This window comes from uncultured Massilia sp. (assembly GCF_913773735.1).
Taxonomy (GTDB): Bacteria; Pseudomonadota; Gammaproteobacteria; order Burkholderiales; family Burkholderiaceae_D; genus Telluria.
Map to the genome: position 1 here is coordinate 48159 of NZ_CAJYEB010000044.1, position 23834 is coordinate 71992.

The window sequence follows — 23834 nt, forward strand, 5'->3', positions numbered from 1 at the left end:
CCGCGGCCGCATCGAATGCCATCCCGACGCGAACGCGAACAATTTACGCCGCCTTCGGCTCCTCGCCTTCCTTGCGCCGCTGCAGCACGAAGATCGGCTGCGCCCACTGCACGTCCTTCTTCTTCTTGCTGGTGATGAGGGTCAGGTCGGACGGGTCGTAGACGTCGGTATTGTGGGTCAGCGGCGTCGTCATCAGGTACTGGGCGTCGGTGTTCTTGAGGAACTCGCCGACCAGCTGGATGTTGCGGATGTCCAGGTGGGCGAAGGGTTCGTCGATGAACACGAAGCCGCCCGAGCCCTCTTCCGATTTCAGCAGGCCGATCAAGAGCACCAGCGACTTCATGACCTGCTGGCCGCCCGACGCCTCGCCGTCGTTCATGCCGATCTGGCCCTTGCCGTCGAACTTGAAGCGCACGTGCAGGCCGGCCTGGGCCAGCTGCACGTCGTCGTTCTCCAGGCGCACCGGGTCGGCCGTGACTTCGATGTTCGCCAGTTCGCCCAGTTCCCGGATGTTCTTCGAATAGGTCTTGATCGTGTAGCGCAGGCGCTCGATGTAGGCGCCGCGCGCGTTCGCCGTGGCCTCGATCGCGCGGTTGTTCTGGTAGCGGCGCTCCTCGGTCTCGACCTGGCGGCCCGAGAGCTGCTCGTCCAGGCGCGCGTACTGGTCGATGACGGTCGGATCCTGTTCCCAGTTGCCGCGCTCGAGCGAGTTGTCGAGCGTGTTCATGCGCAGCTTGACCTGGTGCGCGTTCTGGTGCGTCGCCACCAGCGCCGCGCGCTGCTGCGGGTTGCGCCAGGACTGCGGCACGTGGCGCCAGTTGCGGCGCAGCGCCAGCAGCTCGCGCGCGTGCTCGCTGCGCTGGTCGATCTGGCGGCGGTGGTTCAGGCGCATGCCCGCTTCCGCTTCCGACAGCGCCATGCGCGCGTTCTGCCACACCGTGTCGGCGCGCGTGCGCGTGACGGTCGCGTTCTTGATCAGGAGCTGCAGCTCGCCCAGGCGCGCGCCCACTTCCAGGCGCTCGGCCTTCAGCGGCGCCAGCGCGCGGCCGGCCTCCTCGAACTCGGCCTGGCGCGCCGACAGTTCCTTGGCCGCGTCCACGCCGGCGATGCGCACGCGCAGGCTCGATACTTCCGACGCCAGCTTGCTGATCGCCAGCGTCAGCGTGTCTTCCTGGGCTTCCAGCGACGGCAGCAGCTTCTGGATCGCTTCCAGGCGCTGGGTCTTGCCGGCCGCGCCGAAGCGGTAGCGCGCCGGCTCGACGAACAGCGAACGGCCGCCGCGACGCTCGCGGTGGTAGGCGTCCGGCGTGATCCACTCGTCGGCATCGCTCTTGAAGCCGGCATCGACGGAATCGACGCGCTCGATGCGCTCCAGCTGGTCGATCAGCCAGCCCGGCGCCGCGCTCGAAAAGCGCACCACCGACAGCAGCGTGTCGTCGCGCACCACCGGCGCGTCGACGCAGTCGGGCACGATGAAGTGGCGGTAGCGTTCCTTTTCCGCGAGCTTGTAGGCCGCCGGCGCATCCTTGGCGCGCTCCAGCAGCACGACCGAGGCGTAGCCGCCCAGCACGCCCTCGACGGCGCCCTGCCATTTCGGATCGGTCACCTCGACGATGTCCGACAGCATGGCGTGCGGGATGCCCGCATCGCGCAGCGCGCGGCGCATCTGGCGCTGGGCTTCCGGTTCCGGCATGGTGGTCTTGCCCTGCAGCGCGGAGACGGTCGCCAGCTCGCCGGCGATGCGCGTGGCCAGCGCCTCGCGCTCGGCCTTCTTCTTGGCCAGTTCGGCTTCCCTGGCTTCCAGCTGCACCGCCACCTCGGCGATGTCGGCGCCGGCATCCGCGGCCAGCCGGTTCAGGCGTTCCTTCTGTTCCAGCAGGCTTTCCAGCGGCTTGAGCTTGCCGTTCAGCTGGGTCAGGCGCGCCGCCAGTTCGGTGGCTTCCTGTTCCAGCTTGACTTCCTGCTGCTGCGCCTCGGTCAGCGCGCGCTGCTGGGCCGCCAGCGCATTGCGCTTCTCGGTGAGGATGCTGTCGGCCTGGGCCAGGGGCTTCCTCGCCTCGCGCAGCGCGCGGCTGGTATTCGCCGCTTTTTCGCGCGCCTCGTGGTACTCGAGGCTGGGCAGCACTTCCTCGACCAGGTTGCGCCGTTCCTTCTGCAGGTCTTCCCACTGGTGGTAGTTGGCCACGCGCAGGCGCAGGCCCTCGAGGTTCAGGCGCGAGGTTTCCAGCTCGGCCTCGAAGCGCTTGAGCTCCGTCTCGGTGTCGCGCTGGTGGCGCTTGGCTTCGTCGTAGGCGTCCAGCACCTCCTTGTCGCCGAACACCTGGAACACCAGGTCGAGCAGCTGGCGCGGCGCGTATTCGCACAGCTTATCCGTCTCGCCCTGCTCCAGCGCCAGCACCTTCGACATGGCCGGCGACAGGCCGGCCGAGGCCAGGCGCTTGCGGTAGTTCTCCACGCCCAGCCAGTCGGTGGCGTCGGTGACTTCCTCGATCTCGATGTTCCCGGGGCGCATCAGGTACTGGCGCTTCCAGTCGCCGCCGTTCTTCTGCACCTGGCAGAACAGCGTGACTTCGTCGTCGCTGAAGAAGCCGCTGTGGCGGAACGGGCGGTTCGACAGCTGGCGGCCGCTCGGCTTGTTGTCGACGACGGCGCGGATCCAGGCGCTCTGCTGGCCCGAGTGGCGCGCGTAGTGCTTGTAGGTGCGGCCCATCGAGCAGTCGAGGCCGAACAGCGTGCGCAGCGCGTCGAGCAGCGTGGTCTTGCCGGAACCGTTCTGGCCGGCGATGGTGATGATCTTGGCGTCGAGCGGGATGTTCTTGATCCGCTGCCAGTAGTCCCAGTGGACCAGCTCGAGAGATTTGATGTGGAACATGCGTGTCCTAGCCTTGGGTCGTGTCGGTGTCGGCGGCGGCCGGGTCGGCCGCGACCGCCGCGGCATCGTTGGCCGCTTCGCTGGCCGGACGGCGCGCCGTGACGGCCAGCGGCGCGCGCTTGAACACGTCCGCCAGCGCGCCGTTGATGATGCGCTCCTTGAGCAGGTCGGTGTCCATCAGCAGGTCCAGCAGCGGGCCTTCGAGGATCTCGTCGCCGCGGCGCTCGATGAAGCCGAGCTTGGACAGCAGGCCGAGGTTCATGTCCATGCGGGTCTTCTTGCCCAGCTTGTCGCCGAAGTCGGCCAGCAGCGCGGAATACGAGATGCCGATCGAGGTGTCCTCGGCGCGCGGGATCGGGTTGTCCTTGTCGAACATGTCGGACTGGTCGACGTCGATGGACTGGTGGGTTTCCTGGCGCTGGCGCTTGGGCAGGATGATCTGCGCCCACAGCACCACCAGCAGCGCCACGCCGTCGCGCGTGAGGCCGAAATTGTTGTTCTGCCAGATGTCCTTGGCGCCGAAGATCTTCGGCTCGACGTTGCGGTGCAGGGCCAGCGTGACGTGGTCCGCGTACACGTTGTCGAGCAGCTTCAGGCCGCACTCCAGCAGGCGCTTGTCGACTTCGGCGCGGAAGGTGTCGTCCGACAGCGCGCGCTTGACCACCTTGTCGTCGCGGCGCAGGGTCTGGTGCGTGAGCAGTCGCGCGATCAGGATTTGGGCATCGTCATTCATCTTGCGTCTTGCTTTCCAGGTCTGGATGGGGGTCTAGGTCGAGGTTCAGGTCCAGCGACAGCGTGGCGCGCGACATCGCGGCGACGTGCGGATCGTCCAGCGCGACCATCTCGTCCTCGGACGCGAAGCGCACGGGCAGGCGCGCCAGCTCGGCGGTCGCGCCCTGCAGGTTGGCCTCGGCGGCGTCGCCCAGCAGCGGCAGCAGCGAGGCGCGGTAGGACGCCACCGCGAAGCTGGCCGGCAGCAGCGAATCCTGGATCGGCACGCTCCTGGGCGCGCCGTCGGCCATCGCGGGGAAGTTGCCCAGGCTGGCGAAATCGGACAGGCGCCGGATCCAGTCGTCGAGTTCCGCCTGCATCGCCGGGTTGTCGTTGACGGTCAGCGGCGCGTCTTCGCCGCTGGGCAGGCGGCCGGGCGCCAGGTTCACGGCGCGTTCCATCAGCAGTTCGGTCTCGGCCACGTCGATCATCTCGGCTGGCGTGGTGAACAGCGGCACCACCGGGCGATCGATCGCGTCCGCGGCCAGGCTGGCCAGGTCCTCGTGCGCCAGCAGCCAGCGCTTGATGTCGGTGGTGGACAGGCCCGACTGGCCCAGGTGCACGCGCTGGCGCTCGATCTGGTTCAGCGCGCGCGAGAACATGCCCTGCATGTTCAGCAGCTGCGACTGGGCCCGGCCGATCGCCTGGGCGGCGCGGTGCGTGGCCGAATCGGCCCGCTCGTCCGAGGTGATGGCGCGCAGGATCGTCGAGCCCTTCTCGACCCAGTCGCAGGCCATGTGCCACTTGGCCTGCGAGGCGCGCAGGCGGAACTCGGAGCCGGAGGCGATGGCGTCGCGGAATTCCTCGTGCAGCTCGACCAGGCGGCCCAGCAGGTGCTTCAGCTGTTCGACGGTGACGCCGCCGACGGCCTGGGCGCCGGCCACCTGCGACAGCAGGAAGCCCATTTCCGCCTCGTCTTCTTCCGGCTTGCCGAGCGCCAGCAGCGTGTCGAGCGCGGCCAGCACGTTGCGCGCCAGCGGCGTGATGCGGTACACGGCGGCCGGATTGTCCCAGGCCAGCAGGCCGTGGCTGCGCAGCCGGCCCAGCACCGTCTCCAGGCTTTCCGGGATCAGGTAGGCGAACTTCTGGTTGATGTCCGCGCGCGAGAAGGCCGTGGTCGCGCTGTCGGCCGCCAGGTCGCGCAGCACCAGCAGGCGCACGATGACGCCGTCCTGCGCGCCATGGAACAGGGCCGTGAAGGCTTGCAGCATCGGCTGCGCGCGCTTGAGGTGGTAGACCTGCTCGATCTCGTCGGGCGCGACTCCCTCGTGGAAGTGGGCCTGCAGCGGGTCGATCTCGTCTTGCGCTGGAAAATGCGGGTCGGCGGCGGAAGCTGCCAGGTTGTCGATCATCGTAAGGCTTGCCAGTTTCGCGGGTCGCGGAAGCCGTCGGGAGACGGGCGCGGGGGCGTCAGTATAACAGTTAAGGAGTGGCAACTAAGAAGGATGGCGAGGCGGGATGTCACATCTGACGAATATGCAACGGAATGAAAAGAGCGCCGGACTTATCAATCGGGCAACGATCGTCATCCCAGCCGCGCGCTTTCGGCCGCGCACTTGATGGATAATAAACCTTGCCATATTTATATCTTCATCTTGTGCTGGATGCCTATTGATAAGGCAATCCGATAAATAAGGAGGAATGCCATGAAACGCACCATCGCCGGCGCGGCCATCGCCCTGGCCGCCTGCCTGGCCCTGCCCGCCAGTGCCGCTCCCACGCCGCAGCAGCAGAACGGCATCGGCTACGTCAACGGCGGCGTCGGGCAGGACGAACAGGACGCCATGCGCGCCATGCGCGCCGACTACAACCTGCTGCTGACCTTCGCCACCAGGCAGAGCGGCGCCTACCGCTCCGACGTCCAGCTCGACATCATGGACGCCAGGGGCGCCACGCTGCTGAGCGTGCCGAACACGGGGCCGATGTTCTATGCCAGGCTGGCGCCGGGCACCTACCGCATCAGCGCCGCGGCCGAGGGCAAGACGTTCAAGCGCACCGTCAAGGTCGGCACCGCGCCGCGCGAACTGACCCTGCATTGGCAAAACGATACGCCGGACGATCCGCATCCCGAGCAGTGACTGTCCCGGCCTGCCCGTCCGGGCAGGCCACTTCCCTTCCCCGTGTCTCCTCCCCGCGCATGCGCCGGCCGCATGTGTGCATGATTTTTTCAACATCTATCCATCACGCATTGACTCTAACGCAACAATGTTAGATGTTACGTATTCTTCGCGTATATGTCACATGAAGAGCAACACTGGTTTTCCAGAGGGATCGTCGCGTTCCGGCTAACGCCATACAGGGAGAACATCATGAGCAAGACATTCGTCGTCGCACCGTGCGACGGCCAGGGAAGCTGACCATGGCCGGGGGAACGAACGCGTTCGCCAGGACGGCCAGGGCGATCGCGGTCTACGGCCTGATCCTCGCCGGGGGCCTCGCGGCCGGCCATTACGTGCCGCAGGCGGTGCGGGCGCTGATGCCGAAGTACAGCGAGGGCAATTTCAACGCCTATTACCCGGATGCCCGGACCCGCGTCGTGGTCTACGGCACCGAGACCTGCCCTTACTGCGCCAAGGCACGCGCCTACCTGAAGACGCGCCAGGTGGCGTTCGGCGACTTCGACGTGGCCAAGTCGGACAAGGGCCGGCAGGACTTCGCCAGGCTGGGCGGCAAGGCGGTGCCCGTCATCCTGATCGGCGACCGCCAGCTGGTCGGCTTCGACAAGGATGCGATCGACGCCGCGCTGTCCAGGCTCAAGAACGCGCCATTGTAAGACCGGTTGCAGGACCCATGCGGCCGGGGGATGCCGGCCGATCCGTGCAGTTCATTGTCACCACCAAGGGAGAAACGCATGAACCGGAAAATCGCATTGCTGATGTTCGCCATCGGCGTGGGCGCCGCCTCGGCGCCGGCGCTGGCCGCAAGCTGCCAGGGCCTGTGCGCGGCGGCCTACCGCAGCTGCATCAGCTGGGGTGGCGACCCCGCCACCTGTGAAGCGGAGCGCGAGGAGTGTTTCGCGCAGTGCTGACCTGACCCAGGCCGGCAACGGGGCCCGCGCAGCGCGCGGGCCTTGTGCGTTTACTTCTTGCCGATGCGCTCGAGCGTCTGCTCGACCGTCTCGCGCTCGCCCTCGGTGAAGCGCAGCTTGACCGGATACCATTCGAGCGACGGCGCCAGCCACATGTCGAGCGTCTGCTCGCGCGAGCCGGGCGGCGTGGCGCGCGCCACGTGCACGGCGTCGACCTCGCCCAGCGTGCCGCCCAGTTGCACCTTCTCGCGGCCGACGACGCGGAACGTCCACGGATCGGCATCGCGCGGGCCGACCACGAAGAACTGCCATTCCGATCCCGCCTTGAACTTGTCCTTCGCGGCGCGCGCCACGCCCACCAGTTGCCACGAGATCGACACGCGGTCCTGCTCGCCGCCGCGGATCGGGTAGGTCTTGTCGCCGTCGCTGAAGGAAATCGTCTTCGCGCCGCGGTCGAAGGTGGCCGTCACCGCCTCCTTGCGGAAGCGCTTGTCGTAGAACTCGTTCGGCGCCAGGCCGTACGCGTCGATGGCGCCGCTGCTGCGGTTTTCGGTCAGCTTGCCCAGCACGGCCACGCGCGATTCGGCGCTCACGGCATACTTGCCGTCGCCGGCGCGCCAGGTCAGGGTGGCGTCGCCGTTCAGGGCCAGGCCGCGCTGGCGCGCGCTGATCGTGTACGCCAGGTCGGCCGACGGCGGCAGGTCGAACTGCCGCTTGACGGACGGGTGCTCGTCGTCGGCCGCATGGGCATTGGCGCCGAGCGCCAGTACGAAGGCGGCGCCCGCCAGTGTCATCATTGTCTTCATCTCAGCTTCCTGCGTTCTTGGTTACGATATTGCTCACGGTCTGCGTGGTCACGGCGCCATTCGCCTCTGTATTGCGGATCTGTACCGGATACCAGCCCCGCTCCGGCGCCAGCCACAGCTCCAGGCGCGAATGGTAGGAACCGGGCTTGGGCGGACGCACCAGGCGCCAGGTGGCGATGCGGCCCAGCTTCGTCTCGATGTCTTCCTGCCCCGCCACCTGGAAACTGTAGATGGCGGCGTCGCGGTCTTCGGCGACCTGGATGTCGACGGTGCCGGACAGCTGCTGCGGATCGGCCCGCGCGATCGCCGCCAGCTGCAGCGGCAGGCTGGCCTTGTCCTGCGCGTACGGCGCGATGCCGTAGCGGGCCTGCGAGGCCGAAAACGTCAGCAGGCCGACGTCGCGGCTGAAATGCGAGGCCGTCAACGAACGCCCGCGCCGCTTCTCCGTCATCAAGGTGGGGACGAATCCCTCGTCGCCGACCGTGCCCTCGCTCGTCAGCGTGAGCAGGTTCACGTGCGCGAACACGACGCGGATGCCCGCCTCGACGCGCACCTTGTAGCCCGTCGGCGCGATCGTCCACGACAGCAGCGCGTCGCCATCCCAGCGGGTGCCGTCGGGGTCGATGCGCACCACGTCGAGCGTGATGTCGGCCGGCGGCGGCAGGTCGACGCGGTAGCGGCGCGCGGCTGGGGCGGCGGGCACGGGAGAAGGCGCGGGCGCATCCGCCTGCTGCTGCGATTGTACGCCGGCCGGCGCGGCGGCGGCGCTTCCCTGCCCGGCGGCGGCGGCATCGGGCACCGCAGCGGCATCGGTAGCGGCATCGGTGGCGGCCGGCGCGCCCGCGTCCGCCACGGCCACCGGCGGTACCGGCGGCGGCGATGCAGCGGGCGGCGGTGGCAATGGCGGCAGCGGCGGTGGCGGCACCTCGGGCAGCGGCGGCGGCGATTCCAACGCCGGCTGCGGCGGCGGCACGGGCGCGGGCGGCGGCGGCGCGTCGTCGGGCACCAGTTGCGCCGTCATGGCGTCGGGCACGCCGGCATGGCGCACGGACGGCCGCCCCAGCTGGCCGCCGAACCAGTCGAACACGAGCACGTGCAGCAGGACCGTGAGCGCAGCCAATGCCAGTTGCCGGCGACGACGGGTCGATGCGATGACGGTACTCATGCGCCTAGTGTAGCGTGTCCGGACCGCGGCTGCCCGGATCGGCGCCTGCGCGAATGGCTTTGAGGCCGCCCGCTTATCTGCTAGGCTGTTCCGGATACGGATCAACGGAGCGAGACGACCATGCTGAAACCACCTGCCTCCACCATTCCCGGGATGACGGACACGCTGGACTTCGTCAAGAACCTGTGGGGATCGATGCACCTTCCCGGCGCCAGCCTGCCGGGCATGTCCGGCATGGCCGGGCCGCCGCTGTCGATCGAAGACCTCGACAAGCGCATCGCCGACCTGAAGGCCGTCGAGTCCTGGCTGAACCTGAACCTGGGCATGCTGCGCGGCTCCATCCAGGCGCTCGAAGTCCAGCGCGGCACGCTGGCCACGCTCAAGTCGATGAGCGCCTCGATGGCCGAGGCCATGCGCCAGTCCGGCGTCAGCGCCGAGAAGATGGCCGCGATGCCGTTCACGTCCTTCTTCGGCGCGCCGGCGCAGTCGCCGTCGTCGTCGTCGCCGTCGTCAGCGCCACCGGCGCAGGGCGCGGCGGCCAGCAGGCCGGCCAAGCCCGCCGAGGCCGCCGCTGCGGCGCCCGCGCCGCAACCCTCCGCGGCGGGCGGCGGCTCGGCCCAGCCCGGCACCGCGACGCCGCTGCCGCCAGCCGGCGGCGCGCCGGACAATGCCGCCGCCGCGGCGGCCGCCGCCATGGGCGTGCCGGCCGCCATGGCCTGGTGGAACATGCTGCAAGATCAATTCACCCAGGCCGTGAGCGCGGCGATGACGCCGGCGGACGGGGCCGGCATCAAGAAGCCGGAGCAGGAAGCCGGGCCGCAGCAGGACGGACCGGCGGCCGATGCGCCGCCCGCGGCGGGGCGGGCCGGCGGCAACGGCAAGGTGCGGGCGGGCCGGCCGAAGGCGGACAAGGCTTGACGCAGGGTGGACGGGTTTCCCGTCCATGCCGCGATACGCGCCAGCCGGTTTGCCGCGCACGGGATCGGCGCCGGAGTGATGCAGGTGCCGCCCGAACGCGTGGACGGCACAGCCGTCCCCCCTGCCACCGCCGGTTCGACGACCCGGCCAGTGCGGGTCACGCCACCTCGTCGACCCTGGCGGCGTCCTTGCCGTCTTCCTTGTCCTGTTCCGCCGCCGGCTGCAGCAGCGCCAGCTGCTCCATCAGCTGCGCGAAACGCTGCTGGCCGGGCAGCAGGCGGTCGACGTGGTGCAGCACCTCGTAGGCCTCGGCCGACAGCGCCGGATCGTAGCCCTGCTGCTGCATCGTCGACACGAGGATCTGGGCGGCATTGAACAGGATGCGCTGGTTGTTCGGCACCTTGCGGCGCGCGTCGCGCATCCAGGCGACGGCCTCGCCCAGCCGGCCCGTCTTCCACAGCAGCACGCCCTGGTTCATCAGGTCGGTCGCTTCCTTCTTCGACGCCTGGATCAGCGCCAGGCCCTCGTCGCCCAGGCGCGCCTTGTCGAAGATCTTCTGCACGTCCTCCAGCAGCAACGGATTGTCGTGGTTGTTGCGGATCACGTAGCACAGCAGCTCGACCGGCGCCTCCTTCACGCCGACGGCGAACAGCAGCGTCGCCAGTTCCAGGCAGGTGCCGATGTCGGGCCGTTCCGCCGTCGCCTTCAAGAGCGCCTCGAGCTCGTCGCCGGCCTGGCGCGCACGCCGGAAGTCCCCGCTCTCGTGGTACACGAGGCCCTCGGTGACCTTGGCGCGCAGCGGGATGTCGGGCTGCTCGGCGCCGAATTCGCGCTGGGCCGCCAGCAGCAGGCGCAGCGCTTCCTTGGGGTCGTTCTTCTGGCCGTGCACGCGCGCCAGGCCCACGTAGGCGTCGGCCGTCTTCATGACGGAGTATTCGCCGATCGCGATGCACTTGCGGAAGGCCTTCTCGGCCAGCGGCACGTTGCCGATCTTCAGGGCGATATTGCCCAGGTTGCGCTGGCGCGGCACGGAGTTCGGCGACAGCGTGGCGGCGCGCTCCAGGATCGCGCAGGACTCTTCCGGCTTGCCCATGTTCTGGTAGGCCAGCGCCAGCTGGTCGTAGGCCTCGATGAAATGGCGGTTTTCCGCGATCACGCCCTGGAACAGCTGGCGCGCCTGCTCGAACTCGCCGTTGGCCATGCGGATCTTGGCGATGCCCACGCGCGCCCACTGGTATTCGCGCTGTTCGAGCACGCGCTCGTACACCTCGCGCGCCCGGGCCGGCTCGCCGCTTTTTTCCATCAGGCGCGCCTTCATGCGCAGCAGGTCGAGCTCGTGGGCCTTGTGCGCCTCGATCTGGGCATCGCACAGCTTCGCCGCGCGCAGGTAATCCTTTTCGGCATAGGCCTGGTCGATCAGGCGGAAGATCTGCTTGCGGTGCCAGACGCGGTTCAGGCGCGTGAGCAGCACGCCCTCGGTGATCGGCTTGATCAGGTAGGCATCCGGCTGGTGCTCGGCCGCGCCCATCACGGATTCCACGCTCTTCTCGGCCGACACCATCAGCCATACCGTGCTCGGGTTGACCAGGTTGCGCGCGCGCGCCTCTTCCAGCACCTGCTGCCCGTTCTTGCCGTCGCCCAGGTTGAAATCGCACAGCACCACGTCGTAGCGGATGCGCGAGAGCAGGCCGACGGCCTCGCCGCCGGACGAGGCCTGGTCGATGTTCTTCGCGCCCAGGCTGCGCAGGCTCTCGCGCAGCAGCTGGCGCACGCCGACGAAATCGTCGACCACCAGGTAGTTCTTGTCGGCCCAGTCGACCTGGTCGGCGCCGTTGCCGGCCGCGCCGCTCGACGGGGCACTCATGGCAGCGTCAGGATGAAGCAGCCGCCGCCGTAGCGGCCGCCGTTTTCCAGGTGCAGCGCGCCATGGCGGCCGCGGTGGCGGTGCATCTTCGCCACTTCGCTGGAGAAGTACAGGCCCAGGCCGGTGCTGTTGGTGAGGAAGTTGACGCCGACGTCGCGCGCCGCGCTGGCGCCGGCCTTGAGCAGCGCCGGCGGATAGCCCGGGCCGTTGTCCTCGACGCGCAGCGCGAGGCAGCCGTCGGTCTCGCGGATCGCCAGGCGCACGGTATCGCAGGTGTAGTGGATGGCATTGTTGATCGCGTGCGACAGCACGCCCACCACCAGGTCCTCGTCGACGTGCCAGACCAGGTCGCGGTCGTAGTCGAGTTCCAGGCGGATGCCGCGCGAGCCCAGCAGCACGCGCGCGATCGCCACGACCTGGTCGACCAGGTGGCCCATCTCGAGCGGCTGCAGGTCGAACGGGTAGTCCGGCTTGCCGACCTTCTTGTACAGCGCCAGCAGCTGCATCAGGTTGTCGTTCAGGCGCTTGGTCTGGTACAGCATGTGCGCCAGCTGCGGATAGGCGGGATCCGTCCCGGACGCGTCCGCGATCAGGCGCTCCAGCGTGCCGGACAGCACGCTGATCGAGTTCTTCATGTCGTGCGCGGTCGAGGCAAGGAACAGGAATAGTTCGTGCTCGTGCGGATGTTGGGGTTCGTCCATGGCCGTCAGTAAAAATGTTTCCTGACGTTAATTATAGCGTTGGAACTTCCAGTTGCAGGACAAGGATCAACAGTCGGGCGCCTGCGGACCGCGCGGACTGCGGCGTGCGCGCAACACGAAGCGCGCCGGGTCCAGCGCGTCCACCAGGCTCGCTTCCAGCGGCAGCGGCTCGCCCTCGATCTGGGCGGCCAGCAGCTCGGCCGCCAGGCCGGCCCAGATCAGGCCGCGCGAGGCATAGCCCAGCAGCGCGTACAGGCCGGGATGGCGCGGCACGTCGCGCAGGCGCTCGGTGCTGCCGGCGGCAGCGAAATCCGGCAGGCGGCCGACCAGCGGCAGGCGGTCCGGCGCGACGGTGCGGAACCCCACGCGGCCCTGCAGCGGGGCGCCTGCGGCCGCGTGCGGGTCGGACAGCAGGCCGCGCAGCTTGTCCAGGTTTTCCGCATGGCTGGCGGGCGACAGCTGCGGATCGGGGTCGAGGTCGTAGGTCGCGCCGGCGCTGCACAGGCCGTCGCGCGGCGGGGTCAGGTAGGCTTCGCGGCACAGCACGACGGGCAGCGCCGGCAGCATGGCGGCCGGCACGTGGCTGACCTGGCCGCGCATCGCCGTCAGCGGCAGCGGCGCCGCCTGCGCGATGCGCGCCGCGCCGGCGCCGTTGGCCAGCACCAGGTTGGGCGCATGCGCGATGGCCGTGCCGGCGGCGTCGCGCACCTCCCACTGTGCGCCGTTGCGCTCGATCGTCACGTCGCCGACGCCGAAGCGCTGTTCGAGCCGGCTGCCGCAGGCGGCCAGCAGCGCCGCGCAGACGCTGGCGGGACGGGCCCAGCCGCCCTGCCGGAACAGCCAGCCGCCGTCCGGCGCCGGCAGGCCGAGCAGGGCCTGCGCGGCCGCCGGCTCCAGCCATTCGGCGAAGTCGCGCGCGATGGCGCCGCTGGCGGCGATCGCGCGCGCGACGTCGGCATGCTTGCTGTCGCGCGCCAGCTGCAGCACGCCGCAGGCATCGCCCTCGATGGCGCGGCCGATGCCGCCCAGGCGCTCCCAGTGGCGCAGCGCGAACAGGAAGGCGGCGCGCGTCAGGCGCGTCGGGACGTTGTCGTCCTTCGACAGCAGCGGCATGAAGATGCCGGCGCGGTTGCCCGAGGCTTCCATCGCCGGCTGCGGATGGCGCTCGACCAGCGTCACCTGCCAGCCGCGCGCGCACAGGCGCTCGGCCGCGGCGCAGCCGGCGATGCCGCCGCCGAGCACGATGGCGCGCCGCTCCGGCGCCGGCGGCGGCGCCGGGCGCGGCTTGCGGCTGGCGAAGCGCGCGCGCTGGCCGTCGGCCTCGAACACGAAGCCCTGGGCCTGCAGCGCCGCCACCTGTTCCGCGCTCAACCCATGGCCCAGCAGCTGGGCGCCGGCATTCGCCACGCGCGCCAGCGGCCGGACGAAGGCGGTGCCGGCCTGCTCCAGGCCGTTCAGCCGGAACAGGTCGACGCGCGCCGACAGCTGGGCCAGCGCCGTCTCCAGCGGCGCGCTGACCAGGTCCAGGGTCAGGCCGTGCTCGGCCTGCGGGATGCGGTGGAAGCCCGGCGGCAGGTGGTTGCAGACGGCGATCAGGTGCAGGTGCGGCGGGCGGTGCGGATCGGTGCGCCAGACGTCGGTGAGCACGCCGACGTCGGCGCCGCCCGCATGGCGCGAGTCGAAGACGGTGTAGCGCGCGCAGGCGTTCCAGTACTCGCGGATGTCCATGGCGTCAAGCCCGGCGCAGGCGGCACAGGCAGCCGCGGTCGTGGTCGTCGACCATGCCGATGCCCTGCATGTAGGCGTAGATGATGGTCGAGCCGACGAACTTGAAGCCGCGCTTGGCCAGGTCCTTGGCGATGCGGTCGGACAGTTCGGTGCGGGCGGGACGCGCGCTCGTGTCCCAGTCGTTGACGATGGGCTTGCCGTCGACGTAGGCCCACAGCCAGCCGTCCAGCGTCAGGCCCTCGGCGCGCATGCGCAGGTAGGCCTTGGCGTTGTTGATGGCCGCAGCCACCTTCAGGCGGTTGCGCACGATGCCGGGGTTGGCCAGCAGCGCGGCCACCTTGGCGTCGTCGTAGGCCGCGATCTTGTCGGCGTCCCAGCCGTCGAACGCGGCGCGGTAGCTGTCGCGCTTGTTCAAGATGGTTTCCCACGACAGGCCCGCTTGCGCCCCTTCGAGGTTGAGCATCTCGAACAGCGTCGTCTCGTCATGGCACGGCACGCCCCATTCGTGGTCGTGGTAGGCGATGTAGCGCGGGTTGGCCATATTGGCCCAGGAGCAGCGGATCTCGTTCATGGCGCCAGTATACGCCGCCGCCGCGCGGCGGCAATGGCGGCGATCGGTCATGCCTGCCGGAACCACGCCGGCCACTGTTGCCCGCTGGCCGTCGGCCTGGTCCGACAGCATGGCGCGTCCTCGATTACCCATCGCGCATCTTGAGGACCGGGGCGCCGTCCCAATCTGCTGAACATCCTCCGGTGGTAACACTGGTGGCTCCCTGTCTCCTCCAAGTGATCGGCTTGGATTGGCCGCCCGGCGCAGCACTGCGCGGGCGGCATTTTTTTGGCGCCGCGCAGGCTGGGCGCCGTCGTCGTTTCAGGCGCAGCCGGCCGTCAACAGCAACGGCACCCCGTTCCACGTCACGGCCACCAGCGCGAGCACGGCCAGCACCAGGCGCGCCCAGTCAAGCAGTCCGGCATGCGGGCTATGCGGCACGTGGCGGGCGCGCCAGGCCAGCCAGGCGCAGGCGCCGATCGCCAGCACGGTGGCGCCGCCGAGCAATGCGCGGTCGGGTCCGCCCGCGCGCAGGCCGCCCGGGCTGCACTGCGCCGCCGCCGTGCCGTACAGGAAGGCGAAATGCAGGATCCACACCAGCAGCGGCAGGGTCGCGCGCAGGCAACGGCGCAAGAATCGCTCGTCCATCATGGCTCCATCAACAGCGGCATCGCGCGCACCAGCACCAGCATGGCGATGCCCTGCAGCGTCGTGTAGTGCCAGACCAGCGCGATGTTGTCGAGCGTGGCGCGGCTGTTGGCGGCCAGGTGGCCGCGCCAGGCGCGCAGCGCCAGGTAGGGCGCGAGGATCGCCAGCACGGCGATGTGCAGGCCCTGGTAGCCGGCCAGCGCGGAAATGGCCGCGGCCCAGGCGCTGGCGGTGCCGTCCAGGCCCGCCATGCGCAGGCCGGCCAGGTCGATGGCGAACGCCGCGGCCGCGCAGGGCAGCGCCGCCAGCGCCAGCCACGGCAGGCGGCGCCGGCCGAGCGAACGCGTGGCCAGCCAGACCAGCACGGAGCCCAGCGCCAGCAGGCAGCCGGACAGCAGCGCCTGGCCCGTCGGCGGCAGCGCGCTGCCGGGCGGCGGACACACCTGCAGGCGCATCGAGACGTGGATGTAGGCGAAGCCGAACGAGGCGAAGATGCTGCCGTCCACGACCAGCATGATGATCGTGCCCCACCAGGAGTGCGAACGGCGGCCGGTCGCGCCGACCGGCAGGCGCAGGTCGTCGGCCACCTGCGCGTCGGCCTGCGGCGGGCGGCGGTCCACCTGCCACAGCCAGCCGATGACCGCGGCGACGGCCACGATGCCGCCGATCCAGGCCGGGATCGTCAGCTTCATCGTCAGCAGCAGGAAGAAGGCGGCGGTGCCGGCCGCGGCCAGCGGCGGCAGCCAGCTGTCGCCGGGCAGGATCATCAGGTAGCGCGGTTCGGCGCCGACGGGACTGGTGGCGATGGTCTCGCGCCGGCCGGTGGCGGTTTGCGGCAGGTAGTGGCGGCCTTCGTCGACCTCGCGCGACAGCGTCGGCTGGTCCCAGAGCGGATCGCCGGACGTGATGCGCGGGATGCTGCGGTTGCCGTAGTCCTCGGACGTCAGCCATTCCAGCGTCGGCGCGTTCCAGGGATTGCCGACCTCCCTGGCCGGCCGGCGCAGCGTGCGCGCGACGTCGACGGCGAACAGCACGACCCCGAGCGCGAACAGGAAGGCGCCGACGGTGGACACCATGTTCAGGCCGTTCCACCCCATGTCGGCCGGATAGGTGTAGACGCGGCGCGGCATGCCCAGCAGGCCGGTGACGTGCATCGGGAAGAAGGCGACGTTGAAGCCGACGAACATCAGTCCGAACACCCAGCGTCCCAGCCGTTCCGACAGCCGGTTGCCGTTGATCAGGGGCAGCCAGTAATAGATCGCGCCGAACACGGGGAACACCATCCCGCCGATCAGCACGTAGTGGAAGTGCGCGACGATGAAATACGTGTCGTGCACCTGCCAGTCGAACGGGATCACCGCGACCATCACCCCGGTCAGGCCGCCCAGCACGAAGATGAACATGAAGCCGAGCAGGAACAGCGTGGGCGTGCCGGGGCGTACCTTGCCGCTCCACAGCGTGGCGATCCAGGCGAACACCTGGATCGCCGTCGGCACCGCCACCGCCATGCTGGCGGCCGAGACGAAACCCATCTCCATGACGCCCAGGCCGGCCGTGAACATGTGGTGCGCCCACAGGCCGAAGCTGAACACGCCCACGCCCAGCAGCGCCGCGACGATCGCGCGGCGCGCCACCAGCGGGGTGCCGGCGATGGTCGGGACCATGGTCGAGACCATGCCGGCCGCGGGCAGGAAGATGATGTAGACCTCGGGGTGGCCGAAGAACCAGAACAGGTGCTGCCACAGCAGCGGGTCGCCGCCGCGCTCGGCGATGAAGAACGGCCAGTCGAGCGCGCGCTCCATCTCGAGCAGCGCGGTGCCGGCGATCACGGCCGGGAAGGCGAACACGATCATCAGGCCCACGACCAGCATGGCCCAGGCGTACACCGGCATGCGTCCCAGCGTCATGCCCGGCGCGCGCGTGAACAGGATGCCGACGATCAGTTCGATGGCACCGGCGATCGCCGAGATCTCGATGAAGCCGATGCCCAGCAGCCAGAAGTCGGCGTTCATGCCGGGCGAGTACTGCATGCCGGTCAGCGGCGGGTACATGAACCAGCCGCCATCCGGCGCCAGCCCGACGAACAGCGTGCAGAAGAAGGCCAGGCCGCCGATCGCGTAGGCCCAGTATGCATAGGCGGACAGGCGCGGGAACGGCAGGTCGCGCGCGCCCAGCATGTTCGGCAGCAGGTAGACGGCCAGCGCTTCCACCACCGGGATCGCGAACAGGAACATCATCACCGTGCCGTGCATCGTGAACACCTGGTTGTAGGTGCCCGCGCCCAGGAAGGTGTTTTCCGGCACCGCCAGCTGCAGCCGGATCAAGAGGCCCAGCACGCCGGCCAGCACGAAGAACAGCAGCGCGGTGCCGATGTAGAGCAGGCCGATGTTGGTGTTGTTGACCGTCTTGAAGAAGCGCCAGCCGGTCGGCGTGCGCCAGACCGCTTCCAGGCGTTCCAGCTCGCCGGGCGGACGCGGCAGGGAGCTTGGCAATCCGCTCGGCAATGCGCTGGACGGGTCGTGCGTATCGGGTGTCGTCATGGGCCGTTTCACTTCAGGTGCGCGAGATAGGCCGCCAGCGCGCGCAGCGATTCGCCGTCGATGCCGGACGCCGCCGGCATGAACACGCCGGGCTTGACGGCCTGCGGGTCGGCGATCCAGCCGGCCAGCGTGCCCTCGTGGGTGCGCAGCACGCCGGCGCCGATCTGGCGGCGGCTGCCGACATGGGTCAGGTCGGGGCCCAGGCGCGCCGTCTCGGCCACGCCGCGGATCGTGTGGCAGGACTGGCAGCGCTGTTCCAGGAACGCCGCGCGCCCGCGTTCGTGCAGCGCCGTCGCCGGCGCGGCGGCCGGCAGCGCCTGGCGCGCCAGCCAGGCCCGGAACGCCTCGGGCGCCAGGGCCACCACGTGCAGCGCCATGCGCGCGTGCTGGGCGCCGCAGTATTCCGCGCACTGGCCGCGGTAGACGCCGGGCCGGTCGGCGCGCAGCGTCAGGCCGGTGACGCGGCCGGGAATCATGTCGCGCTTGCCCGCCAGCGCCGGCACCCACAGGCTGTGGATCACGTCGGCCGAGTTCAGGCCGACGTAGACGGGCTGGCCGACCGGCACGTGGATCTCGTTGGCGGCGACGATCTCGCGCCCGCTGTCGGGATCGCGGTAGCGCACTTCCCACCACCACATCTTGGCGGTGACGGAGATGGTCAGCGCCTGGCTCGAGCTTTGCGGCGTGAGCTGGGCGCTGCGCCAGGTGCTCCAGGCCAGCAGCGCGCTCAGGACGACGACCGGGAACGCGATGCCCCCGCCGGCGATCCACAGCATGGGGCGCAGCGGCTGCGCGTGCCGGCGCAGGCTCAGCGCCAGCAGCGCCATCACGGCGGCGAAGATGAGCGCGGCGGCCGCGAACATCACCCAGGCGAACTGGCCGATGATGGCGGCGTCCCATCCGGCCGGATGCAGGACCGACTGCAGCGTGCCCTCGGCCGGCGCAGTCATCGCAGCGTGTACAGGTAGGCCGCCATGTGGCGCGCCTCCTGTTCCGTCAGGCCCAGCGCCGGCATCGGGGTGCCCGGCTTGAGCGCGGGCGGGTCGCGCAGGAAGGCGATCATGCGCGCGGGCTGGTTGGGGATGCCGCCGGCGATGTAGCTCAGGCGGCCGACCACGGCCAGCGACGGCCCGGCGTCGCCGGTGGCGGCGGGCACGCCGGGAATCGCATGGCAGGCGCCGCACTGGTACTGGGCGACGAGGCGCCTGCCGGCCTCCACGTCGCCGCCCTGCACGCGCACGGCCTGGCCGCGGTCGTCGCAACCGGCGGCCGCGGCCAGGCATGCCGCCGCGGCCAGGAGGCGGACGCCGGCAGGCAGGCGGGAGCGGATGGCGGCAGGTGGGTCGATGTCGGGCACGGTTGAATTCACGATATGCGGATGACTTTTATAATAATGCAAACGATGTATTTTTTTTAACACGATACGTTTCGCCAACCGTCGATGCCCGCCAACCGCACCCGCCTGGTCGCCAAGACCGCCATCCTGACGCTGCTGTGCGCGGCCGCCGTCGGCGCCGCCGGCGGCCTGGTCGTGCTCTTCGGCGGCTGGTACTACGTGGGCGCGACCAAGCACCACTTCCAGACGGTCTACAGCCTGCTCGAAAAGGGCATGCAGTATTCGGTGCGGCACCACGCGCGCGACGTGGCGGTGCCGCCGCTGGGCGGGCGCGACCAGGTGCTGCGCGGGGCGGCGGTCTACCGCGACAACTGCGCGCAATGCCACGGCGGTCCGGGCTTCGCGCAGTCGCCGATCGGCATGAGCATGCAGCCGGTGCCGGGACCGCTGGTCGACGCCGGCACGCACTGGCGGGACCGCGAGCTGTACTGGATCACGCGCCACGGCATCAAGATGAGCGGCATGCCGGCCTGGGAATACCACCTGGACGATGCCGACATCTGGGCCACGGTGGCCTTCATCAAGACGCTGCCGGCCATGAGCGCGCAGGACTACCGCGCCGTCACGGCCGCGCCCCCGGCCGGGGCGCAACACGGGGAGGATGGACGATGACGCGCATCGTGCTGCTGGTCCTGGCCCTGCTGCTGTCCGGCTGCGGCAACGGCCGCAAGCCGCCCGCGGGCGTGCTGGGCGATCCGGAGGCCGGCAAGCTGGCGCTGAGCCAGTACGCCTGCCAGGCCTGCCACATCATCCCTGGCGTGACGGGCTCGCGGATCTACGTCGGCCGCCCGCTCGACGACCTGGGCAGGCGCCGCTTCATCGCCGGCACGCTGCCGAACGACCAGGCCAACCTGGTGCGCTGGATCCGCGACCCGCAGTCGGTCGATCCGCACACGGCGATGCCGAACATGGGCGTGAGCGAGAAGGATGCGCTCGACATGAGCGCCTACCTGCTGGGACGCTAGCGGCAAGACCGTCGTCCCGGCGCAGGCCGGGATCCCGTTTCCAGACGCGGCCGTGCGGCGTGCGCATTGGCCCCCAGCCTCGCGCCGGCGCGACGGGCTTGCTGTCGACGATCCTGTTTCAGCCGGGTAGGCCCCGGCCCTCCAGCGCCCGCGCCAGCACGTCCACCCCGGCGCGGATCTCGTCCGGCCGGAACGCCGAGAAGCCGAGCAGCAGCCCGGGCGCGGCCGCGCATTCCGGGCCGGCCTGCGGATTCGCGAAATACCCCAGCGGGCGCACGTCCACGCCGGCGGCGTGCGCGCGGCGCGCGGCCGTGTCTTCGTCCAGGCCGTCGGTGAAATGCACGCACAGGTCCAGTCCCGCGTCCGCCGGACCGCAGCGCAGCCGCCCGCCCAGGCGCGCCGCGAGCGCGTCCAGCAGCGCCACGCGCCGCTCGCCATAGGCCGCGCGCGTGCGCCGCACGTGGCGCGCGAAGTGGCCCTGCGCGATGAAGTCGGCCAGCGCCGCCTGCGCGACGAACGGGCTGTGGCGGTCGACCGCCGCGCGGGCGCGCGCCAGCGCGGCGGCCAGCGCCGGCGGCGCCACCACGTAGCCCAGGCGCAGGCCGGGGAACATCACCTTGGACAGCGTGCCGACGTAGACCACGCAGCCAGTGCGGTCCAGGCTTTGCAGCGACGCCAGCGGCGGCCCGGTATGGCGGTATTCGCTGTCGTAGTCGTCCTCGACGATCCAGGCGCCCGCCGCCTCCGCCCAGCGCAGCAGCTCAAGGCGGCGCCGCAGGCTCATGGTCGCGCCCAGCGGCAGCTGGTGCGACGGCGTGGCGAAGGCCAGCCGGGCGTCCGGGAAGCGCGCCGCGGCATGGGCCACGTCCATGCCCTCGGCGTCGACCGGTACCGGGCAGACGCGCGCCCCGGCCGCCGCGAACGCCGCCACCGCGCCCTGGTAGCCGGGCGACTCGATCCAGACGCCGTCGCCCGGCGCCAGCAGCAGCTGGGCCAGCAGGAACAGCGCCTGCTGCGAGCCGGACGTGATCACCACCTGCTCCGGACTGCAGCGCACGCCACGCGACGCCTGCAGGTAGGCGCACAACAGCGCGCGCAGCGGGGCGTGGCCGGCGCCGTCCGCATAGCCCAGGCCGGCCGTCGAACGGCGCCAGTGATGCGCTTCCAGCTTGCGCCAGACGTCGAACGGGAACAGGTCCAGCCCCGGCATGCTGGTGCGGAAGGTGCGCGGCGCGCCGTCGTGGTGGCGGATGCGCGCCATGCCCGCCGCCAGCACGGCGCCGCGCGCGGACAACGGGCGCGCCAGCTCGGGCAGCGGCTGCAGCGGCGGCGCCTGCACCGGCGCCGGCAGCGCCGCGCTGACGAAGGTGCCCTTCCCGACCGCGCCTTCCAGGTAGCCTTCGGCCATCAGCTGCTCGTAGGCCGCCTGCACGGTCTGGCGCGACACCCCCAGTTGCCGGCACACCGTGCGCGTGGCCGGCAGGCGCACCGCGGCGCCGAGGCGGCCGTCGAGGATGGCCGCCTTCAGGTGCGCATAGAGCTGCCGGAACAGCGGCGTGCCGGCAGAGCGCGCGAGCGGCGCGGCGGCGAGGATGTCGTGGACGTGCATCGGGCGGGAAGTAGCGCTCAGGCGGCGATTGGACCGTCCATCTTCGCGCGGATTGGCTATTTGAGCAAGCCATCGCCTGCCCCAGCATGGCGGTTTCACACCACCATGAAAGGATCCACCGATGTACGTACCGGACCGTTTCGCCGCGCCGCGCCTGGACGTGCTGCATGCGCTGGTCGACGGCAACCCGCTGGGCGCGCTGGTGCGCGCCGGCGCGGACGGCCTCGACGCCGACCACCTGCCGTTCCAGCTCGTGCCGGCCGGCCCGGGCGCGCCGCACGGCCTGCTGCGCGCCCACGTGGCGCGCGCCAATCCGCTGTGGCGCGCCGACGGCGCCGGCGTGCTGGTGCTGTTCCGCGGCGCGCACGGTTATGCGTCGCCGCTGTCCCACGACTTGCGCAAGCTGGACGGACGCGTGGTGCCGACCTGGAACTACGCGGTGGTGCACGTGCACGGCAGGCTGCGCGCGGTCGACGACCGCGCCTGGCTGCTGGCGCACATGGAGGCAGCCACGCGGCGCCACGAGGGCGCGCGGGGATGGCAGATCGCCGACGCGCCGCAGGACCATATCGACAGGCTGCTGCGGGCGACGGTGGGGATCGAGATCGCGATCGAGAGGATCGAAGGGAAGTTCAAGCGGTGACGCGGGCGGCGGCCACGCTGCGGCTGGCCACCGGGGGCGGCGCCCAGGCGCGACGCCGGGCGCCGCCCCCTCGGATTACTTGCCCGACGACGTCCCCGCCTTGGGCGCCGGCATCTGCTGGGCCGACTTCAGGTGTTGCGCCACCACCGGCTCGGTCTTGTCGACCAGCGCCTTCACTTCCGGATCCTTGGCCTTCTTGGAGGCGGCGACCAGCTTGGCGTGGACGGTCTTGTGGTCCTGCACGCCGGCCTGCTTCATGTAGGCCTTGTCGAAGGCGTCGCCGCTCATCTTTTCCAGCTTGGCGGCCATCGCCTTGTGCTTGGCGTCCGGCTCGGTCGGCAGCGTCACGCCGCGCGCCTGGGCCAGCGCCTTGACTTCGTTCAGGTTGGCGGTGTGGTCGTCGATCATCTGCTGGCCGAAGGCCTTCACTTCGGCGCTCTGGCCCTTGCTCTGGGCCATCTTGCCGCCTTCGATCTCGGCCATGTCGGCCATCGCCATGTCCTTCAGGATCGCCTGGTCGCCGGCGGCGAGCTTGGCGCCGGCGGCGGTGCCGGCCGCGGTCTGGCCCGCGCCGCTCGCGCCCATCGCACCCTTCTCGCCCACCTGGTTCACGCGGTTTTCCATGCCGGTGCTGTTGGTGTTGTCGATGGTGCCGTCCTTGGTCGTCTTGCCGGCCGTGTTCGGATGGGTGCTGGAGGTGCCGGTCTGGCTCGGGCTGGAACCGGTCGCTACCTGGGCGTGCACGCCGACGGCGCTGAACATGGCGGCCACGGCCGAGACGGCCAACAGGGATTTCAAGGTCTTATTCTTTTGCATCTCATTCTCCTGGTCTGTGAAGGGGCATGGGCCGGCAGGCGCATGCCGATCTCGTGTTCAATTGACAACGATGCTGGTCAGTGTATCGCCGGGTTGCCGCCTCTAGCGCACGTTAGCCGACAGGAAACTACGACGAAAAAAAAGGCGCTGTTCGCGTTAGTGAATGAGGGGCGCCGCCGTCCGGCCGCTTGCCGAACTGGACCGCGGCCCGCAGCAGCAGCGCCGGCGTCGTCAGCCGTTTGTCGTCCAGCACCCGCTGCCAGCCCGAGTAGTCGATCAGGTAGCGGCTGGCCACGCCGCGAAAGCGCAGCAGCCAGGTCTTGAAACGGCTGTGCCAGCCATTCACGTTCTGCAGGTGGATCGCGCCGCGCGTGCGGATGCCCGCCCGCAGGTTGACCGCCTCGTGCGTGATGCCCGCCCTGGCGGCAAAGGTCTTGTAGGCTTGCGCCGCATCGCTGACCAGCAGCACATCCGGCGCCAGCACGGGCCGCAGGCAGCGTTCCAGCTGCGCCGCCGTCACCGGCCCGCGCCCGGTATGGAAATCGAGCGTTTGTCCGCTGCGATCGCGCGCCACCAGCAGGCACGCATGGTCGCGGTTGATGCCGCGGCGCCTGGCGACGCCGCCACGCTTGCGCGCCGGGCGGTCCAGCGTGCGCGATCCCTTCTGCGATTCGAGCAGGTAGGTCTCGTCCGCCTCGACGATGGTCGACAGCGTCGGCGCACGTTCGTGCATGGCGCCCGGAATGAAGCGGTGACGCCACCGAAAACTGGTGGTGCGGTGCACGCCGGTGACCGCCGCGGCGTCGCGCACGGT

23 protein-coding genes are annotated in these 23834 nt (G+C 70.2%); 7 read left to right on the forward strand and 16 right to left on the reverse strand.

All coding sequences use genetic code 11. The features are described from left to right. Nucleotides 1-43: 43 nt before the first annotated feature. Genes QZ749_RS23245 through QZ749_RS23255 form a run of 3 tightly spaced genes read right to left on the reverse strand, consistent with a single transcriptional unit; the run spans nt 44 to nt 4995 of the window. Nucleotides 44-2872 (reverse strand): ATP-binding protein, encoded by a 2829-nt coding sequence (locus QZ749_RS23245; RefSeq protein WP_296952144.1) that lies wholly within the window; start codon nt 2870-2872, stop codon nt 44-46. Nucleotides 2873-2879: 7 nt separating this feature from the next. Further along, on the reverse strand, nt 2880-3605 hold the full coding sequence (locus QZ749_RS23250) for a hypothetical protein (RefSeq protein WP_296952146.1): 726 nt from the start codon (nt 3603-3605) through the stop codon (nt 2880-2882). Beyond that, the gene (locus tag QZ749_RS23255; protein WP_296952148.1) at nt 3598-4995 is read right to left on the reverse strand and encodes a hypothetical protein; all 1398 of its coding nucleotides are present in this window, start codon (nt 4993-4995) and stop codon (nt 3598-3600) included. Before QZ749_RS23255 ends, QZ749_RS23250 begins: the two co-directional genes overlap by 8 nt. 294 nt (nt 4996-5289) lie before the next feature. On the opposite strand from QZ749_RS23255, the gene QZ749_RS23260 reads away from it, so the two are divergent. The 3 genes from QZ749_RS23260 to QZ749_RS23270 all read left to right on the forward strand — a co-directional run bounded on the left by QZ749_RS23260 (nt 5290) and on the right by QZ749_RS23270 (nt 6671). Beyond that, the gene (locus tag QZ749_RS23260) at nt 5290-5721 is read left to right on the forward strand and encodes a hypothetical protein (protein ID WP_296952150.1); all 432 of its coding nucleotides are present in this window, start codon (nt 5290-5292) and stop codon (nt 5719-5721) included. A gap of 281 nt (nt 5722-6002) precedes the next feature. Further along, nucleotides 6003-6416 (forward strand): glutaredoxin domain-containing protein, encoded by a 414-nt coding sequence (locus QZ749_RS23265; RefSeq protein ID WP_296952152.1) that lies wholly within the window; start codon nt 6003-6005, stop codon nt 6414-6416. 78 nt (nt 6417-6494) lie between these two features. Continuing rightward, the gene (locus QZ749_RS23270) at nt 6495-6671 is read left to right on the forward strand and encodes a hypothetical protein (protein WP_296952155.1); all 177 of its coding nucleotides are present in this window, start codon (nt 6495-6497) and stop codon (nt 6669-6671) included. Nucleotides 6672-6721: 50 nt separating this feature from the next. On the opposite strand, the gene QZ749_RS23275 is transcribed toward QZ749_RS23270, so the two are convergent. Continuing rightward, nucleotides 6722-7477 carry a DUF3108 domain-containing protein gene (locus tag QZ749_RS23275; RefSeq protein WP_296952158.1) on the reverse strand — a complete coding sequence of 252 codons (756 nt, stop codon included), beginning with the start codon at nt 7475-7477 and terminating at the stop codon, nt 6722-6724. A gap of 1 nt (nt 7478) precedes the next feature. Further along, nucleotides 7479-8642: a DUF3108 domain-containing protein gene (locus tag QZ749_RS23280; RefSeq protein ID WP_296952160.1), complete on the reverse strand. Its 1164-nt coding sequence runs from the start codon at nt 8640-8642 to the stop codon at nt 7479-7481. Between the two features lie 120 nt (nt 8643-8762). On the opposite strand from QZ749_RS23280, the gene QZ749_RS23285 reads away from it, so the two are divergent. Beyond that, nucleotides 8763-9560, forward strand: coding sequence for a PhaM family polyhydroxyalkanoate granule multifunctional regulatory protein (locus QZ749_RS23285; protein ID WP_296952162.1), 798 nt, complete (start codon nt 8763-8765; stop codon nt 9558-9560). Between the two features lie 157 nt (nt 9561-9717). Here QZ749_RS23285 and QZ749_RS23290 read toward each other — a convergent pair whose 3' ends face one another. The 8 genes from QZ749_RS23290 to QZ749_RS23325 form a co-directional block, all read right to left on the reverse strand. Then, a complete protein-coding gene (locus QZ749_RS23290; protein WP_296952165.1) occupies nt 9718-11424 on the reverse strand; it encodes a tetratricopeptide repeat-containing response regulator in 1707 nt (568 codons plus the stop codon). After that, on the reverse strand, nt 11421-12125 hold the full coding sequence (locus QZ749_RS23295; protein WP_296952168.1) for a sensor histidine kinase KdpD: 705 nt from the start codon (nt 12123-12125) through the stop codon (nt 11421-11423). Before QZ749_RS23295 ends, QZ749_RS23290 begins: the two co-directional genes overlap by 4 nt. 66 nt (nt 12126-12191) lie before the next feature. Next, nucleotides 12192-13853, reverse strand: a complete 1662-nt coding sequence (mnmC, locus tag QZ749_RS23300; RefSeq protein ID WP_296952172.1) for an FAD-dependent 5-carboxymethylaminomethyl-2-thiouridine(34) oxidoreductase MnmC — start codon at nt 13851-13853, stop codon at nt 12192-12194. A 4-nt stretch (nt 13854-13857) separates the two neighbouring features. Next, nucleotides 13858-14424 (reverse strand): DNA-3-methyladenine glycosylase I, encoded by a 567-nt coding sequence (locus tag QZ749_RS23305; RefSeq protein ID WP_296952208.1) that lies wholly within the window; start codon nt 14422-14424, stop codon nt 13858-13860. Between the two features lie 300 nt (nt 14425-14724). Next, entirely contained in the window at nt 14725-15054 is a 330-nt protein-coding gene (locus QZ749_RS23310) for a hypothetical protein (protein ID WP_296952175.1), read from the reverse strand. Next, a complete protein-coding gene (ctaD, locus tag QZ749_RS23315) occupies nt 15051-17591 on the reverse strand; it encodes a cytochrome c oxidase subunit I (RefSeq protein WP_296952178.1) in 2541 nt (846 codons plus the stop codon). Before ctaD ends, QZ749_RS23310 begins: the two co-directional genes overlap by 4 nt. 8 nt (nt 17592-17599) lie before the next feature. Further along, nucleotides 17600-18541, reverse strand: coding sequence for a c-type cytochrome (locus tag QZ749_RS23320; RefSeq protein WP_296952180.1), 942 nt, complete (start codon nt 18539-18541; stop codon nt 17600-17602). Further along, nucleotides 18538-18948 carry a cytochrome c family protein gene (locus QZ749_RS23325; protein ID WP_296952182.1) on the reverse strand — a complete coding sequence of 137 codons (411 nt, stop codon included), beginning with the start codon at nt 18946-18948 and terminating at the stop codon, nt 18538-18540. The genes QZ749_RS23320 and QZ749_RS23325 overlap by 4 nt, the downstream gene beginning before the upstream one ends. Before the next feature lie 84 nt (nt 18949-19032). Between QZ749_RS23325 and QZ749_RS23330 the strand changes: the two genes are divergently transcribed. Continuing rightward, the gene (locus QZ749_RS23330; RefSeq protein WP_296952185.1) at nt 19033-19599 is read left to right on the forward strand and encodes a cytochrome c; all 567 of its coding nucleotides are present in this window, start codon (nt 19033-19035) and stop codon (nt 19597-19599) included. Next, nucleotides 19596-19952 carry a cytochrome c family protein gene (locus QZ749_RS23335; protein ID WP_296952188.1) on the forward strand — a complete coding sequence of 119 codons (357 nt, stop codon included), beginning with the start codon at nt 19596-19598 and terminating at the stop codon, nt 19950-19952. The genes QZ749_RS23330 and QZ749_RS23335 overlap by 4 nt, the downstream gene beginning before the upstream one ends. A gap of 118 nt (nt 19953-20070) precedes the next feature. Here the strand turns inward: QZ749_RS23335 and QZ749_RS23340 are convergent, their stop codons facing one another. After that, nucleotides 20071-21561: a PLP-dependent aminotransferase family protein gene (locus QZ749_RS23340; protein ID WP_296952190.1), complete on the reverse strand. Its 1491-nt coding sequence runs from the start codon at nt 21559-21561 to the stop codon at nt 20071-20073. Between the two features lie 121 nt (nt 21562-21682). Between QZ749_RS23340 and QZ749_RS23345 the strand changes: the two genes are divergently transcribed. Continuing rightward, nucleotides 21683-22204 carry an FMN-binding negative transcriptional regulator gene (locus tag QZ749_RS23345; RefSeq protein ID WP_296952193.1) on the forward strand — a complete coding sequence of 174 codons (522 nt, stop codon included), beginning with the start codon at nt 21683-21685 and terminating at the stop codon, nt 22202-22204. Between the two features lie 75 nt (nt 22205-22279). Here QZ749_RS23345 and QZ749_RS23350 read toward each other — a convergent pair whose 3' ends face one another. Next, nucleotides 22280-23020 carry a DUF4142 domain-containing protein gene (locus QZ749_RS23350; RefSeq protein ID WP_296952195.1) on the reverse strand — a complete coding sequence of 247 codons (741 nt, stop codon included), beginning with the start codon at nt 23018-23020 and terminating at the stop codon, nt 22280-22282. A 127-nt stretch (nt 23021-23147) separates the two neighbouring features. Continuing rightward, the coding region (locus QZ749_RS23355; protein WP_296952197.1) for an IS1595 family transposase at nt 23148-23834 on the reverse strand (687 nt) is incomplete at its 5' end.